This is a genomic window from Paenibacillus lautus NBRC 15380, assembly GCF_004000945.1.
Classification (GTDB): Bacteria; Bacillota; Bacilli; order Paenibacillales; family Paenibacillaceae; genus Paenibacillus_AQ; species Paenibacillus_AQ lautus.
This window is the reverse complement of the sequence record NZ_BIMF01000012.1, coordinates 1-13,925: the sequence shown is the minus strand read 5'-3', so window position 1 is coordinate 13,925 and position 13,925 is coordinate 1. Positions and strand designations below refer to the sequence as shown.

General features: G+C 51.4%; 16 protein-coding genes. 9 read left to right on the top strand and 7 right to left on the bottom strand.

What is annotated here, in order from left to right; all coding sequences use genetic code 11:
• Nucleotides 1–32 precede the first annotated feature (32 nt).
• Nucleotides 33–1,046 carry an NADPH-dependent curcumin/dihydrocurcumin reductase gene (gene curA, locus PLA01S_RS19890; RefSeq protein ID WP_127593702.1) on the top strand — a complete coding sequence of 338 codons (1,014 nt, stop codon included), beginning with the start codon at nucleotides 33–35 and terminating at the stop codon, nucleotides 1,044–1,046.
• 168 nt (nucleotides 1,047–1,214) lie between these two features.
• Here curA and PLA01S_RS19885 read toward each other — a convergent pair whose 3' ends face one another.
• The 3 genes from PLA01S_RS19885 to PLA01S_RS19875 all read right to left on the bottom strand — a co-directional run bounded on the left by PLA01S_RS19885 (nucleotide 1,215) and on the right by PLA01S_RS19875 (nucleotide 3,108).
• The gene (locus PLA01S_RS19885) at nucleotides 1,215–1,706 is read right to left on the bottom strand and encodes a cytochrome c biogenesis protein CcdC (RefSeq protein WP_127593701.1); all 492 of its coding nucleotides are present in this window, start codon (nucleotides 1,704–1,706) and stop codon (nucleotides 1,215–1,217) included.
• A 110-nt stretch (nucleotides 1,707–1,816) separates the two neighbouring features.
• Nucleotides 1,817–2,392: a TetR/AcrR family transcriptional regulator gene (locus tag PLA01S_RS19880; RefSeq protein WP_127593700.1), complete on the bottom strand. Its 576-nt coding sequence runs from the start codon at nucleotides 2,390–2,392 to the stop codon at nucleotides 1,817–1,819.
• A complete protein-coding gene (locus tag PLA01S_RS19875) occupies nucleotides 2,389–3,108 on the bottom strand; it encodes an MBL fold metallo-hydrolase (RefSeq protein WP_127593836.1) in 720 nt (239 codons plus the stop codon). Before PLA01S_RS19875 ends, PLA01S_RS19880 begins: the two co-directional genes overlap by 4 nt.
• A gap of 229 nt (nucleotides 3,109–3,337) precedes the next feature.
• Here PLA01S_RS19875 and PLA01S_RS19870 point away from each other — a divergent pair, with 229 nt between their 5' ends.
• From PLA01S_RS19870 to PLA01S_RS19860, 3 genes are all read left to right on the top strand, one after another.
• Complete coding sequence (locus PLA01S_RS19870; protein ID WP_071222164.1) at nucleotides 3,338–3,529, top strand: hypothetical protein; 192 nt, start codon at nucleotides 3,338–3,340, stop codon at nucleotides 3,527–3,529.
• Nucleotides 3,530–3,673: 144 nt separating this feature from the next.
• A complete protein-coding gene (locus PLA01S_RS19865; protein WP_174819231.1) occupies nucleotides 3,674–4,201 on the top strand; it encodes a sigma-70 family RNA polymerase sigma factor in 528 nt (175 codons plus the stop codon).
• Nucleotides 4,194–5,597, top strand: coding sequence for a DUF4179 domain-containing protein (locus PLA01S_RS19860; protein WP_127593699.1), 1,404 nt, complete (start codon nucleotides 4,194–4,196; stop codon nucleotides 5,595–5,597). Before PLA01S_RS19865 ends, PLA01S_RS19860 begins: the two co-directional genes overlap by 8 nt.
• 152 nt (nucleotides 5,598–5,749) lie before the next feature.
• Here PLA01S_RS19860 and PLA01S_RS19855 read toward each other — a convergent pair whose 3' ends face one another.
• From PLA01S_RS19855 to PLA01S_RS19845, 3 genes are all read right to left on the bottom strand, one after another.
• A complete protein-coding gene (locus PLA01S_RS19855) occupies nucleotides 5,750–6,160 on the bottom strand; it encodes a hypothetical protein (protein ID WP_127593698.1) in 411 nt (136 codons plus the stop codon).
• Between the two features lie 160 nt (nucleotides 6,161–6,320).
• Nucleotides 6,321–6,692: a cytochrome-c oxidase gene (locus PLA01S_RS19850; protein ID WP_127593697.1), complete on the bottom strand. Its 372-nt coding sequence runs from the start codon at nucleotides 6,690–6,692 to the stop codon at nucleotides 6,321–6,323.
• A gap of 161 nt (nucleotides 6,693–6,853) precedes the next feature.
• Nucleotides 6,854–8,014 (bottom strand): copper amine oxidase N-terminal domain-containing protein, encoded by a 1,161-nt coding sequence (locus PLA01S_RS19845; protein ID WP_127593696.1) that lies wholly within the window; start codon nucleotides 8,012–8,014, stop codon nucleotides 6,854–6,856.
• 235 nt (nucleotides 8,015–8,249) lie between these two features.
• Between PLA01S_RS19845 and PLA01S_RS19840 the strand changes: the two genes are divergently transcribed.
• Nucleotides 8,250–9,323 (top strand): lactonase family protein, encoded by a 1,074-nt coding sequence (locus PLA01S_RS19840; protein ID WP_127593695.1) that lies wholly within the window; start codon nucleotides 8,250–8,252, stop codon nucleotides 9,321–9,323.
• A 178-nt stretch (nucleotides 9,324–9,501) separates the two neighbouring features.
• On the opposite strand, the gene sleB is transcribed toward PLA01S_RS19840, so the two are convergent.
• Nucleotides 9,502–10,161: a spore cortex-lytic enzyme gene (gene sleB / locus PLA01S_RS19835; RefSeq protein WP_127593694.1), complete on the bottom strand. Its 660-nt coding sequence runs from the start codon at nucleotides 10,159–10,161 to the stop codon at nucleotides 9,502–9,504.
• A 360-nt stretch (nucleotides 10,162–10,521) separates the two neighbouring features.
• On the opposite strand from sleB, the gene PLA01S_RS19830 reads away from it, so the two are divergent.
• The 4 genes from PLA01S_RS19830 (at nucleotide 10,522) to PLA01S_RS19815 (ending at nucleotide 13,731) form a co-directional block, all read left to right on the top strand.
• Nucleotides 10,522–11,598, top strand: a complete 1,077-nt coding sequence (locus tag PLA01S_RS19830; protein WP_127593693.1) for a sulfate ABC transporter substrate-binding protein — start codon at nucleotides 10,522–10,524, stop codon at nucleotides 11,596–11,598.
• 38 nt (nucleotides 11,599–11,636) lie between these two features.
• Nucleotides 11,637–12,485, top strand: coding sequence for a sulfate ABC transporter permease subunit CysT (gene cysT, locus PLA01S_RS19825; protein WP_127593692.1), 849 nt, complete (start codon nucleotides 11,637–11,639; stop codon nucleotides 12,483–12,485).
• Between the two features lie 12 nt (nucleotides 12,486–12,497).
• Complete coding sequence (gene cysW / locus PLA01S_RS19820; protein WP_127593691.1) at nucleotides 12,498–13,364, top strand: sulfate ABC transporter permease subunit CysW; 867 nt, start codon at nucleotides 12,498–12,500, stop codon at nucleotides 13,362–13,364.
• Between the two features lie 145 nt (nucleotides 13,365–13,509).
• Entirely contained in the window at nucleotides 13,510–13,731 is a 222-nt protein-coding gene (locus tag PLA01S_RS19815; protein ID WP_076322260.1) for a YezD family protein, read from the top strand.
• Nucleotides 13,732–13,925 lie beyond the last annotated feature (194 nt).

Below are 13,925 nucleotides of genomic sequence, written 5' to 3'. Positions count from 1 at the left end.
GATGACGGTTTTACTAAAAGGAGGGTACTCAGATGTCTGTGAACGAACAAATTATACTAGCCAAAAGGCCGCAAGGCATGCCGGATGAGTCGGATTTTACATTTGAGGAGCAGCCTTTGCCCGTTCCGCAAGCTGGAGAAGTCTTGGTACGGACCGTATACTTGTCGGTGGATCCGTATATGCGGGGCAGAATGAGCGATGCCAAAAGTTATGCGAAACCTTACGAGGTAGGAGAGGTTATCGCTGGAGGCGCAGTAGGGCAGGTGATGGAATCGACGGATCCGACCTATCGGGAAGGCGATTATGTTGCAGGAACATGGGGCTGGCAGCGCTTTGCCGCCGTGCGGACCGGGACGCTGCGTAAGGTCAACCCGGATCTGGCGCCTGTATCGACCGCCCTGGGCGTACTGGGAATGACCGGTTTGACTGCCTATTTCGGACTGCTGGATATCGGTCAGCCGAAGGAAGGCGAGACGGTGGTGATATCGGGTGCCGCAGGCGCTGTTGGCATGATTGTCGGGCAGATTGCCAAGATCAAAGGGACCCGGGTGATCGGTATTGCCGGTTCTGACGAGAAAACCAAGTACCTGACGGAAAAGCTGGGGTTTGATGCAGCGATCAATTACCAGACCGAAGATCTGGCCTCGGCTTTAGCGGAAGCTTGCCCGAATGGGGTGGACGTCTATTTCGATAATGTCGGCGGTGAGGTTTCCGATGCGGTGCTGCGTCTTATCAACAAAAATGCACGGATCCCGATTTGCGGCCAGATCGCACTCTATAACCTGGAAAAACCCGATACGGGTCCGAGAATTCAGAGCCTGCTGCTGACCAATACGGCACTGATGAAGGGCTTCCTGGTCGGCGACTACGCCAATCGGTACAATGAGGCATTGCATGAACTGGCCGAATGGCTGAGGGATGGTAACATTCAGTACGCCGAACATATCGTCGACGGTTTCGAGAAGACCATTGAGGCGTTTCTGGGGCTCTTCTCCGGGGAGAATCTCGGGAAACAGCTGGTGAAGGTAAGCGAGGAGCAAAGTTAGTCTTTTGACAGACAAAAAATAAAAGAGTGTCGAATTCACACGCTTCGCAAAGCTCCTCATACGGGAGCTTCGCGGCCGGACGGGTACAGCCGTCTGGTTTGCGTGAACATCGGCACTCTTTTTTGCGCTTGCTAAGTTTCATGACTAGTTAACGATGGAACATGTCCGCTATATAGCCGTTCCTGGTGTCGTAAATTGCTGATACTGGCGATACATCGAGATGCGCCAGTGGACAATCATGCCGTAAGCCAGCATGAAGAACAACGCCGCGGTCTGCGGGATGGAAATATGCTGCTCAATGTATCCGTGGAGCAGGAGCCGGACAGCCAGCAGGCCGAGCAGAATGTAAACAAAGCTTTTCGATTTCTGCATGAAGATCTGGCCATCGACCTTCTCGAATTTGGTGCTGCGAATCAGTGGATAGGAGAAGATGAACCAGCCTACCAGAAAGGCAATTCCCGCCCACCATATCGGGATGCGTACCTGCGGCTCAACGAACATCAGAAACCCGGTGCTCATCGCTAGCGGAGGGATGATGATCTTCTTGACGGTGACGGGGCGGTGACTCGCTTTCATTCGAATGAAAATAACGGTCAGTGCCATAACCAGCATCGCAATCGTAGAGCCTATTTGAAGAATTGGGGAATCGAAATTAACCACAATTCAGAACCTCTTTCCATAGATAAAGTGACATGAAATGTGCTGCCTTTTGATTATAGCACATTCTGATGCCAGGCAAAATCAGGCAGGTGCGGGAGGTATAGCGCTTTTTAACGCCGTCTGTCTTGAAGCTGGAGCCCAGCGACGAAACTGCGGATCATGAAATCCAGACTTTCATCTACATTCAAATCCATGGCGAATTGGCCTGCACGTTCCAGGGATGAGAAGCCGTGGCATAGGCTGCGAAAGGTCCGTACGGCATGCAATGCATCCGCCTCGCTGAACGGGTACGGAGCTAAAATTTGAAGCAGAAGCTCGACAATCTGATTGCCTACTTGCTGCGCCTCCTCCTGTTCCGGACGGAGAGGCTGCAATGCGGCTTCGTACAATCCGGGGTGAGATCGGGCAAAGTCGACATAGGTAAGGCATACATAACGCAGGGCATCCTCGCCTGACCGGCCGGCGACAGCCTTCAGCAGCCGATCATGCAATGTCTGGAGGCCATACAGCATCAGGGCGGCATGCAGACCCGGTAGTCCGTCTACGTGGTTATACAGGGAAGGCGACCGAACGCCCAGCTTACCTGCAAGTGCAGCCAAGGTCACGGCATGAAGTCCATCCTGATCCGCCAGTTCGGCAGCGGTTTGAAGCAGTTGAAGCCGGTCGATTCCGGGTCTCGGACTCATTTTGCATTCCTCCTGATCGTAGATTCCGCATGTGCAACGGCCTGCTGCATGGCAGCTGCCGGATTCTTGAGCATCCGTCCGTGTCCGACGGCCAGTACGGCGGGCTTCAGAGCGGTTAGCGTTCTGGCGCTTTCCAGGGCGAGCTCCTTGCTCCAGGTCGCCATGGCAGGGAAGGGAAACCAGGGCTTGAGCACACCGGATACGGCTAATCCGCCCCGTGTCTGCCAAGCATCGCCGGCAATCAGAATACCGCTGCGCTCATCGAGAAATGCCATATGTCCCGGCGTGTGCCCGGGAGTGGCGATGGCCTTAAGCGAACCAATGGAATCCCCGTCACTCAGAAGCACATCCGGAACGGTGGTTATGTTCTTGGGAATATCTCCGCGAATCGGAGTTTGCAGTTCTCCAGGCTGGAGCTCGGCATTTCCCTTAAGCAGCAGCGCATCACGCCGCGAGATATAGACCGACGCATTCGGAAGCTCTTTCTTTAACCCGTCGAGGGCCCCGACATGGTCGCCGTGGGCATGGGTCAGGACGATTCGGGTGATGGGTTTGCCCATAGCGGCTGCCGCTTGAAGGATTCCCTTTTGGGAAAATGACATACCTGTATCAATCAGCGTAACCCCGTCGCTTTCTTCTACAAGATAGACATTTACCGGGAAAAGACGAGGAAGAAAAGAAATTTGAGTTACGTGCTCAATCGTCGTTTTTAACATCATAACATTCCCCTCTCACTTAAAACTAATTATGTTAGCATAATAACTAATAATATTAGTTTTATCAAGCTCAAATTTTAACATTTTCATGAATCTGCCCTTCTAACCACTAAAATTTTTATATATTTACCAAATTTTGAGTGCAATTTTCATCATTTTACGTTACCATAAAGATAGATATACGGAAAAAAATGTAGATTATTGAGATGAAGGGTGAGGGGCGGACGACATGGATATTTTCAAACGCATCGTACTTCTGATGGTGATGTATGCCTTCTCCGCAGTACTGCTGTATGTAGCCAGTCAGCACACGCCATATCTGCTTCCTGTCATCTGGATTTCTGCGCTTATGCTGCTGTTATGCGGCATCGGCTATCTGGGATACCATTACTTCTTTAAAGGACGCAGAAAACGAAGTTAATCGAGAAATACGTTACAAGTCTGCCTAACCGGGCGGGCTTTTTTTGTGCGAAAAATAAAAAAACCGTTTGAATCGCTTCGCAGTCTTATATACAGTGATGTAAATAAGCGAGGCAGGTCGGATAAGGGGAAGGGTAATCGGATAATGGATAATAAAGAGCTTGCGGCGGCTGCCTGCAGAGGGGACGAGGAAGCGTTCTATGCACTCGTTACGGAGCACCGGAGGCGCCTATACGGAATTGCATATAGTTATTTGCATAACGAGAGTGACGCACTGGAGGTATTGCAGGAGACGGTATGCCGGGCGTGGATGAAGTGCCGGAAGCTGAAGCATCCGGAGGCCTTTGTTCCTTGGCTCATTCGGATCCTGATTAACTGCTGCGTGGATGAGCAGAAACGGAAAAAACGCATGGTTCCGGTTGAAGAAATTCGCAGCCAGGAGACGGCTGCCGAGATGGTCAGTGACAGCAAGCTGGATCTGGAGCGTGCGCTCAGCCGCATGAAACCCAAATACCGCCATGTGCTGATTTTGAAATACTATCAGGACATGACAATCAGCGATATCGCCAATATTCTTGAGGTTCCGGAAGGGACGGTCAAAACCCGTCTGCATCAAGGATTAAAGCTGCTGCGGCAAAAAATCGAGCCAGGAGGTGCCCTATTCCATGTTTGAGAAGGAAGAGCGAATGCTGAACGAGATGAATAAAAATACGGAGATCAGCACAGCGGTTGTATCCGATGAAGCATTGGACGCGGCGGTTCGAAGCGGGATGCGAAGAGGACGGCGCACGCAGCGGAGCCGGGCACGAAGGGCTACCGTCTCTGCCGTGGTTGTAACCGTAGCGGCTGCGCTGCTGTTCGTGGTATGGGGCGGGAGCGAAGAGCTGGTGAATCCCAAAAAGCAAATGGCGGCTCAAGGGCCGTATCCGCCATTGACCGGGTTTGATTTCGGAGAAGATATTACCCTGAATACAGCCAACAAATACGGCATGATTCAGCCGGTGAATCAATCGGTAACCAAGGGGGATTATACGGTAACGGTGAACGGGATACTTGTAGGCTCCCAGCAGATGGAGGTATTCTATACGGTCCAAAACCATGCGGAGAATCCCGCAGACTTAAAGAGCGTGGAGATGAAGCGCCGGGGATCCAGCGAACCGCTGCCTTACAGTATGGGGTCGTCGGGTGGAAACGAGATTAAGCCCGGCGCCGACAAGCTGTTCCATTCCCGATCGTACATTCATATGGGCGAGAATCACCCCATACCTGAGGAACTGACGTTATCTTTTAAAATCGCCCCCTATTCGACGAATACGGCTTATGAGTCCTCTACAGAGAACGAGCAGGTGCTCGATATTAACGTATCCGTTGATAAGGAGACAGTCCGGAAGTATATTAGCACGATTCCGCTCAACAAAATGCTGCAGATTGAGAGCCAGAGGTTCTATTTGCAAGAAGCCGTGTTGTCTCCTGCCGGAATTGTCTTGAAAGCAAACATCCCTTCCAGCAATACGATGAAGGTATCCGGTTTATGGGATGTGTATTTGGAAGCCGTGGTTAACGGAGAAAAGATCAGATTGAACAGTGATTCCGCGTTTTTGCCCGGTGCAGGCGGTGGAGCGATGACCTACTTCTTCGACAGCAATATTTTGGAGAAGCCGGAATCCATCACGCTGAAAGCGAGCGGTTTCCAAGCTGTGGATCCCTCCAAGATGAAACTGGTGGTGGATACGGATAAAAAGGAGATCATCTATTCACCGGACGGCGACCTCCGGTTCGGAGAGTACACGGGGCATACGCTCACATTTGAATATGAAGAGCAGGCTAACCGGCATATGGGCAGCGTATCGATTGAGCCGGAATTCGTGGATGGGGAGGGAAAAAAGCATAAAATTAATGAGGATGCGGGCGGGCTCAGTTCCTCGTCCCGTTCTTCATCGGATACCGAGGTAAGCCTCATCACGCAGTATATCCACCTTAAACCCGGGGATTACCCGCAGCCGCTTACGTTCACGTTAAGCAGCTACCCTGGTGTCATGGAGCAGGCATTCGAGGTGCCGATTCAATAAAGTTAGAGATGCTGAAGGCTCATCAGGATAACCACAAGGCTGAATGTTATAGTTGTTTTGCCGGCGCGAAAAAGGAATCGCCCCCGACCATGATGGCCGGAGGACGGTTCCTTTTTTCATTTATCATATCTTGAATCATGGGCTTGATTATGCTATCCCTTATGTTCAGTAGGGGAGCTGCCTTTGGGTCCCTTGGCATCCAGGAGCTCAATTAGAGCTTTGGGCACCCCGTTGAGCAGCAGCCACTCACGAAGCGTTTCGATGGCGCGGATATGGCCATTCCCCTCATCCCGCCAGGTCAGCAGCTCGACGACCTTAATGACGAGGAGCATGAGCTCCATTTTGTCATGCTCGGTTTGGTCCGCACGGATTTTTTGGAATACGGCTTCTTTCTCCCAATCCAGCAGGATTTCTTCACCAATGGTTGGTCTCATGAGTGAATAGCTGTAATCGCACTGCGGGCAGAGTACGGTGGTGAACTGTTCTGATCTGAACGTAACCCCGATATCCGCTTGACACTGACGGCAGTGAAATTGGACTTCAATTGCTGAGTTCGTTTCCATATCTATGATGCCTCCTTCGAAGAGAAAGGTATCTACTAATACCCAATAGTCGGTAACTATGACCCATCATCCGATGAAAGAGGCGCATGAAACCTGAAAAAAGAACCGCCTATTAAGGGCGATTCTTTAAGGACTGGAGCATATGAATCAGTGTTAACGTCTACCGCGTGCTTTTAACATGGGTTAGCACATTATAGAGGAAAGCCAGAATGCCCAGCGTTACCAGAACGCCTCCAACGGCAATGACCGGCTCTACCGATTCCATGCCGCTTACCAGCAGTGCGAGACCAATCATCATGACAGGCAGTCCGATATTGTGCAGCCAGAAATGCACTTTGCCTGCGGTGGATTCCCCGGCTGCGGGGAACTGAACATAAATAACACCTGCTAGAGCCAGGGATGCCCAGCCCAGAAGGTTGACGTGTGCATGAACTGAGGTGTAATCGTAGCTGTGGGATATCGACATGTACATGCCGAGCAATATCCCGAGCACGAAGTAAACAGCGGCGATCTTAATTAATTTGACACCCATAAAACCCCTCCTTATGGATTACTACTATGATATATGTCAGCTATGGTGAAGTAGACCAAGAGGGAAGAAGATTTAATAAAGAACATGCAAAAAAAGAAACCGTGAAATCCCTGGCCAGGGATTCACGGTTAATCGTTATATGCACTCATTGTGCCAATGACCTATTCAAGCTCCAGCACATCATAGATCAGCCATTTGCCTTCGGTTTTCTTGAGCCAGTACAGGGAGGTCGAATGGATGATTTCACCGTCTGCATCATCGCTTTCTTCGGCATAGACGACGGCGTCTTCCCCTTGGAAAAAGACCGTCCGGAGCTCCTCTGACTTGAGGTTGAAATTCACCTCATCGAAGATGCCTTCCGCAATGCTGGTTCGGAACATCTCGTGGAAGTCCGATTCCGGATGAATAACCGACGTGAGCAGCGGGCCATTCTCCTCATTGAAGCCCTTGGACTGGGTGTCAAGGGTTGCCACGATGGCTTTTTGTTCCGCTTCCGGCACTTCCGGACGAGCTTCGAGCAATTCATCTCCGACCAGATATTCCGTCTCGTAATGGCCCAGATCATAGATTTTCCATGCTCCCGAAGCATCCTTCTTCAAGAGATTCTCGTAATGTAGTGTAACATCCCAAGCAAAAGGTCCGCCGGTGCGGTCGAGGGTCACGCTGGTGTAGGCATGGATCGACGTTCCGGCTACCGTTACTTCCCATACGTCAGCGGATACCTGCTGATCGTTCTTGAATTGGTTCTGATAATTTTCTTGGATTTCCGCAAAAAAAGGAGACTTCGGATGGATGGCGCTCATGACAGCATCCAGTTTCTTGGCACTTCCAGCCTCTTCAATCGTACGGTAAAGCTTCTTCACCTCGTCGGTGGCTTTATCGACTGCACCCTCACGGTCGATCTTGATGGTACGTGCCTTGGAATCCCACTTCACGGGCAGTCCGGTGGCTTCAGCTACGAAACGAAGGGGAACCAGTGTGTTGCCGCCATCGGTGAATGGGGCAATCTGAAGCGCGGTTTTTGCACCATTGACATAAGCGGTCTTCTGTCCGATGGTCATCTGCAGCTTCTGATCGAGGTATGTACCCGTCACTTGTTTATTTCCGCTGTTCCAATTGACTTTATAATCCAAGGCCTGGAACAGAGGGCGGAATTGCACGAAGGTAACTCCATTTTTCATAACAGGCGCTGCCTGAAATTTGATTTCCTGGTTATCGAGGTAGACTCGGATATTCCCTTGATTCTTTGCCGGAGCAGCTTGCGCCGCACTTGCAAACAGGAGCAGGAAAGCGAACGTGAGTAGGCTGATTTTTTTCTTCAATTGGCTGTCATCTCCTTCAACGAATGATAGAATAGAGAGGTAATTGTGGTAATCGTATATGATAAAACCAATGCTAGCAATAGATTTCTTAATGAGTAATAATTGGTAGGCAACACGGGGACGGCTTGCCGGATCGAATTGAAAAAAAGCGGTAAGCACGAAGCCCTGATGGGTAATACATAATAAGAATCAGGCCGGGTCACCGGAGCATTCATTAGACAAAGGAGTGGATCACATGACAGCAGGACAGGAACTGATATTTTACATAGGAACCTATGGTTCGGAGGAAGAAAATCGAATTCATTGGGGGACGATGGATCGGGGTACGGGCGAGTTGCGTCTCTTAGGCGGTACGGCTGGTATAGAAAACCCTACCTATTTGGATTTCGATGATTCGATCTCCGTATTGTATGCAGCCAGCGAGAAGGGCGAAAGCGATGTGTCGGCGTATTCGGCCAATCTGGTAACCGGTGAATTAACGCTCCTGAATGTTCAGTCTACCGGCTCGTCCGGTGCATGTCATGTATCCCGTACATCGGACGGGAAGTATCTGCTTACGACAGGGTACAGCGATGGACATATATCGGTGCTGGCATTAGAACAAGATGGCCGGGTTGGAGAACTGACCTCCAAGATTAAGCACAGCGGACGCGGTCTTCGCGATGACCGTCAATCGGAAGCGCATCCGCATTCGATATTTGAAGACCCTGTCAACAAGTATATCGTGGTCAGTGACCTGGGCATGGATGATGTCAACCTGTATCGGCTGGAGGAAGGCAAGCTGGTGACCCACCGCGAGATCAATCTTCCGCCGGGCTCGGGCCCGAGGCATGTGACCTTTCATCCATCAGGCAAGTGGGTGTATGGCACGAACGAGCTGAACAGCACGGTAACGGCTTACGCAAACGATGGAACATTTGGGGATTTGAAAATATTGCAGCATATATCGACGCTGCCGGAGGACGTCGTGATGGATAACAACACATCCTCCCATCTGCTGGTATCTCCTTGCGGCCGTTATCTGTACGCTTCCAACCGGGGACATGACAGCATCGTTCAATATGTGATCGATCAGGAGACCGGTACGCTCCGCGCAGTCAACTGGGTGTCTTCCGGCGGTAAAACGCCGCGCCATTTCAATATCATGCCGGACGGCTTCCTGCTGACGGCGAATCAGGACAATGGTTTGATCGCAAGTTATCGGATCGATCCGGACACGGGCAACCTGGTCTCTACGGGTTATACACTAGAAGTCACGCGCCCGGTATGCATCTGTCCCGTAGAGAAGGCAAAGGCGAATAAACGTTAACTTATATAAAGAAGAAGCAGCCCGAAGACCCGGAAATGGGGCTTGGGCTGCTTCTTTTTTAGTGTCTCTCGCCCGTGGTAATGGACAAGGAAAACGGTGTTCAACCTCCGCTAAAGCGAGGAAGCAGGTTGGCAAGGTCATAGGAATTCATTGGTTTAAAGATTCATTCGATGAATAATTAATGCGCAAAGATATGATTGCCGATCTGCAGCACTTGCGGTCTGGACCAGATCCATTGGCTGGTTGCTGTTTTGGGATTGAAATAATAAAGGGATTCATATGTCGGATCCCAGCCGCGAACGGCATCCAATGCGGCAAGATAGGCGGTCCGGTTCGGGGGCAGCCAGTATTGTCCATCATCTACGGCTGTAAAGGCGCCTTTTTGAAAGACGACGCCCCGAATATCATTCGGAAATTCGCTGGATTGGATGCGGTTCATGACAACAGCCCCGACGGCAACTTGTCCTTTGTAAGGCTCACCGCGGGCTTCGCTGTAAATGACTCTGGCCATGACATCCATTTCGGATTGATTTAACGTATATTTTTTCAGCTGTCTCCAGGTTTGTGCGCCGGTAACTCCATCGGCTGGCACACCGTATTCTTTTTGGAAACGGATAACGGCTGTTTTTGTGTTTGCGCCATATTTGCCATCCAGCGGCTGCGTGTAGAAGTCCAGCGTTTTCAGGCGATATTGAAGCTCCCAGACATCCCCGTTTTCACTGCCCGGCTTTAACAGCGGAGCTGCCTCCGTTGTCTGGGCGAATGCAGGCATGAACAGAAGAATACTCAGGAAAAGTGCAAAAATTATTTTCCATGCGGGCTTTCTTATGGTGATCATCTCCTTTGGGGTTGAATTATAAGGATGGAAGCGGGTTCATACAACCCACAGTAAATGGAAAACCGCGCTGTGACTGCGTTCGCCGTACCAAAAATGGTTCTATGGACCGAGTGGTCCCAAACTTGTAATTATTTGAAAAAAAGGTTTGACAGCAGGAGATGGGCTTATTACAATAGCTACATAACATACTAAACAGGTAGGAATTATAATATTTTTGTTCTCACCGTATCGACGGAGGAACGCTCAAGGATCAAGAGCAGGCACGGTAGCAAACCGGCTTGACTCTGTTCTGATGAGCCTTCCTCCGTCTTTTTTTGCCATACGGCCTGTTTAGTAGAGAATCTAGGGGGAGTGATCCATATGAAAAAGGTGTTGAAGCAAGGGGTTCTCATCGGATTAACCGTGATGCTGACGGCGGCGCTTACGGCTTGCGGTACAGACAAAACAGAGACAGTCGCAACCGCCAATGGAGAAGCGCCTGCTTCGGGCTCAAGCAAGCCGAGCTTGGAACTTCTCAATGTTTCTTACGATCCGACCCGGGAGTTATATGACCAGTACAACAAAGCATTCGCGGCGCATTGGGAGAAGGAAGAAGGCCAGAAGGTAACGTTTAAGCAATCGCACGGGGGTTCAGGCAAGCAAAGCCGTTCGGTTATCGACGGTTTGGAGGCGGATGTGGTGACACTGGCCCTCGGATACGATATCGATGCGATCCGCCAGGCCGGATTGATCAATGAAGGCTGGGAGAGCAAGTTTGAGCATAACAGTGCGCCGTACACCTCAACGATCGTTTTCCTCGTCCGTAAAGGCAACCCGAAAGGCATCAAGGATTGGCCGGACCTGATCAAGGAGGGCGTGGAGGTCATCACGCCGAATCCTCAAACCTCCGGCGGTGCACGGTGGAACTACCTGGCGGCATGGGGCTACGCGCTTAAAGTTAACAATAATGATGAAGCGAAGGCACAGGAGTTCGTGAAAGAGCTGTTCACTCACGTACCGGTGCTGGACAGCGGTGCACGCGGTGCAACAACCACTTTTGTAGAACGTGGAATCGGGGACGTGCTGCTGGCTTGGGAGAATGAAGCCTATCTCTCGATTAACGAGCTGGGGCCGGACAAATTCGAAATCGTCAACCCGTCCGTCAGCATTTTGGCGGAGCCGCCGGTTGCCGTCGTGGATAAGAACGTCGACAAGCGGGGGACCCGCGAGGTAGCGGAAGCTTATCTGGAATATCTATACAGCGAAGAGGGGCAGACGATTGCGGCGGAGAATTACTACCGTCCGACGCTTGCCAGCGTGGCTGACAAGTACAAGGAGAAGTTCCCGGCTATCGAATTGTTTACGCTCAAGGATGTGTTTGGAACTTGGGAAGAGACGCAAACGAAGCATTTCAATGACGGCGGCATTTTTAATCAGATTTACGTGCCAGGCAGCTGATCGGCAGAACCGCCGAAGGCAGGAAAGGATGAGTGGATATGGCAGTACTCCCCGTACAGAAGCAAGGCAGAAATCATCGCAGCGTGCTCCCGGGTTTTGGAATCGGCATGGGACTGACCGTCCTTTATATGAGTTTGGTTGTGCTCGTGCCGCTGTCGGCGCTGCTCCTCAATCAAACCGGACTAACCTGGGAGAAGTTCTGGTCGGTTGCAACCGATCCAAGGGTGCTGGCCTCCTATCGGGTTAGTCTGACGACAGCGGCGCTGGCCGCATTCGCGGATACGATACTAGGGCTGCTGCTGGCTTGGGTGCTGGTGCGGTATGATTTCCCCGGCAAAAAGTTGTGGGATGCCCTGATCGATTTGCCCTTCGCCCTGCCAACGGCCGTGGCGGGGGTGGCTTTAACCGCGATCTATTCGGCCAATGGCTGGATCGGATCGCTGCTGGAGCCGCTGGGGATCAAGGCGGCATTCTCTCCCTTAGGCATCACGCTGGCCCTCATGTTCATCGGCATACCGTTTGTTGTGCGGACGGTACAGCCGGTGCTGGAGGACGCGGAGCGGGATACGGAAGAGGCGGCTGCCACGCTTGGGGCAGGCCGATGGCGAACGTTTTGCACCATCATTCTGCCGACCCTGATTCCGCCGCTGTTGACCGGATTTGCGCTCGCTTTTGCCCGGGGGATCGGAGAATACGGCTCCGTCGTCTTCATATCGGGGAATATGCCGATGAAGACGGAGATTGCGCCGCTGCTGATCATGACAAAGCTGGAGCAGTTTGATTATGCCGGCGCGACGGCGGTTGCCCTGATCTTGCTGCTCATCTCTTTCGCACTGCTGCTCGGCATCAATATTTTACAACATTGGACGCGGAAAACCGCGCGTTAAGGAGGGGATACCATGGCTGGAACTGTACCCGCTGCCGTCCCTGCAGCGAAACGAAACACGCCGTCCTCTCCGGCTGCAGCGGAGAAGCCGTGGGTGAAATGGACATTCATTAGTTTGGCTGGGCTTGTGCTGCTGTGGCTTATTGTGCTGCCTCTGATTACGGTGATGTCCGAAGCGCTTAAGAAGGGATGGGACGTCTATCTAGCAGCCTTATCCGATCCTGATGCTCTATCTGCGCTACAGCTGACTTTACTGGTGGCGGCCATTGCGGTACCGCTGAATTCGATATTCGGCGTCATCGCGGCATGGACCATAACGAAGTTCCGCTTCAAAGGCAAAAATCTGCTGATTACGCTGCTGGATTTACCGTTCGCGGTATCGCCGGTCATCGGAGGTTTAATCTTCGTGCTGATCTTCGGTCGGCAGGGATGGTTCGGCCCTTGGCTTGAAAGCCATGATATCAAGATTATTTTTGCCGTACCCGGCATTGTTCTGGCTACGTTATTCGTCACGTTTCCCTTTGTGGCCAAGGAATTGATCCCGCTGATGGAAGACCAAGGGACGAAGGAAGAGGAGGCGGCAGTAACATTGGGCGCCAAGGGCTGGCAAATCTTCTGGAGGGTCACCCTGCCCAATATCAAGTGGGGGCTATTGTACGGCATCATTCTGTGCAACGCCAGAGCCATGGGCGAGTTTGGGGCGGTGTCCGTCGTATCCGGCCATATCCGCGGCGAGACCAATACGCTGCCCCTTCATGTCGAAATTTTGTACAATGAGTATCAGTTTTCGGCATCGTTCGCAGTGGCCTCATTATTGCTGTTATTAGCCGTCGTAACACTGCTTCTGAAAAATTGGTTTACGCGAAAAAATGCCCATTGACAGTCGTTTCCAACCCATGCTAATGTTAATTCATACTATATAGGTTGGAAAAGAATGAATAGTGCACGCGTGCAGGTAAAATGTCACTTCGACTTGTGGGGATGAGTAAATATATTTGGGCTTTGCCCGGTGAGGAGGCGTATCCATGGCTAAACCTTTAAAAGTGGATGAAATGTGGCTCGAACGCATAGCAAGCCTGCTGAACGACATGGAATTCGGTTCGCTGCAAATTGTAGTGCATGAGGGTCAGATCGTTCAGATGGAACGAACGGAGCGCAAGCGTTTCGAGAATACGGCCTCCGGAGCGGTCAAGACGTCAGGACCGTCCCGGGCATCCGGCCAACAGCGAAGAACGAATGCAAGATGATCCCAAAGGGTTATCGAGCACCAAGAAAAGAATTTCCTTAGATGCCATAAGTACACCTTACCCAGTAGACTTTGGAGAAACACCCTGGAGTGTGAACCGATTTAGACTGAGGGAGTGCGCTTCAGCATTCATGCGGGAGTTCTTTTTTTTGTATGAACACAGGGATCCAGGATTGTGGTCAAGACCCCATTTTG

Excerpts from the sequence above, each read along its gene's own strand:
- PLA01S_RS19880 (WP_127593700.1), bottom strand. The coding sequence starts at position 2,392 with ATGAGTCCGAGACCCGGAATCGACCGGCTTCAACTGCTTCAAACCGCT.
- cysW (WP_127593691.1), top strand. The coding sequence starts at position 12,498 with ATGGCTGGAACTGTACCCGCTGCCGTCCCTGCAGCGAAACGAAACACG.
- PLA01S_RS19860 (WP_127593699.1), top strand. The coding sequence starts at position 4,194 with ATGTTTGAGAAGGAAGAGCGAATGCTGAACGAGATGAATAAAAATACG.
- PLA01S_RS19815 (WP_076322260.1), top strand. The coding sequence starts at position 13,510 with ATGGCTAAACCTTTAAAAGTGGATGAAATGTGGCTCGAACGCATAGCA.
- sleB (WP_127593694.1), bottom strand. The coding sequence starts at position 10,161 with ATGATCACCATAAGAAAGCCCGCATGGAAAATAATTTTTGCACTTTTC.
- PLA01S_RS19870 (WP_071222164.1), top strand. The coding sequence starts at position 3,338 with ATGGATATTTTCAAACGCATCGTACTTCTGATGGTGATGTATGCCTTC.
- PLA01S_RS19875 (WP_127593836.1), bottom strand. The coding sequence starts at position 3,108 with ATGTTAAAAACGACGATTGAGCACGTAACTCAAATTTCTTTTCTTCCT.
- curA (WP_127593702.1), top strand. The coding sequence starts at position 33 with ATGTCTGTGAACGAACAAATTATACTAGCCAAAAGGCCGCAAGGCATG.
- PLA01S_RS19830 (WP_127593693.1), top strand. The coding sequence starts at position 10,522 with ATGAAAAAGGTGTTGAAGCAAGGGGTTCTCATCGGATTAACCGTGATG.
- cysT (WP_127593692.1), top strand. The coding sequence starts at position 11,637 with ATGGCAGTACTCCCCGTACAGAAGCAAGGCAGAAATCATCGCAGCGTG.
- PLA01S_RS19865 (WP_174819231.1), top strand. The coding sequence starts at position 3,674 with ATGGATAATAAAGAGCTTGCGGCGGCTGCCTGCAGAGGGGACGAGGAA.
- PLA01S_RS19855 (WP_127593698.1), bottom strand. The coding sequence starts at position 6,160 with ATGGAAACGAACTCAGCAATTGAAGTCCAATTTCACTGCCGTCAGTGT.
- PLA01S_RS19850 (WP_127593697.1), bottom strand. The coding sequence starts at position 6,692 with ATGGGTGTCAAATTAATTAAGATCGCCGCTGTTTACTTCGTGCTCGGG.
- PLA01S_RS19840 (WP_127593695.1), top strand. The coding sequence starts at position 8,250 with ATGACAGCAGGACAGGAACTGATATTTTACATAGGAACCTATGGTTCG.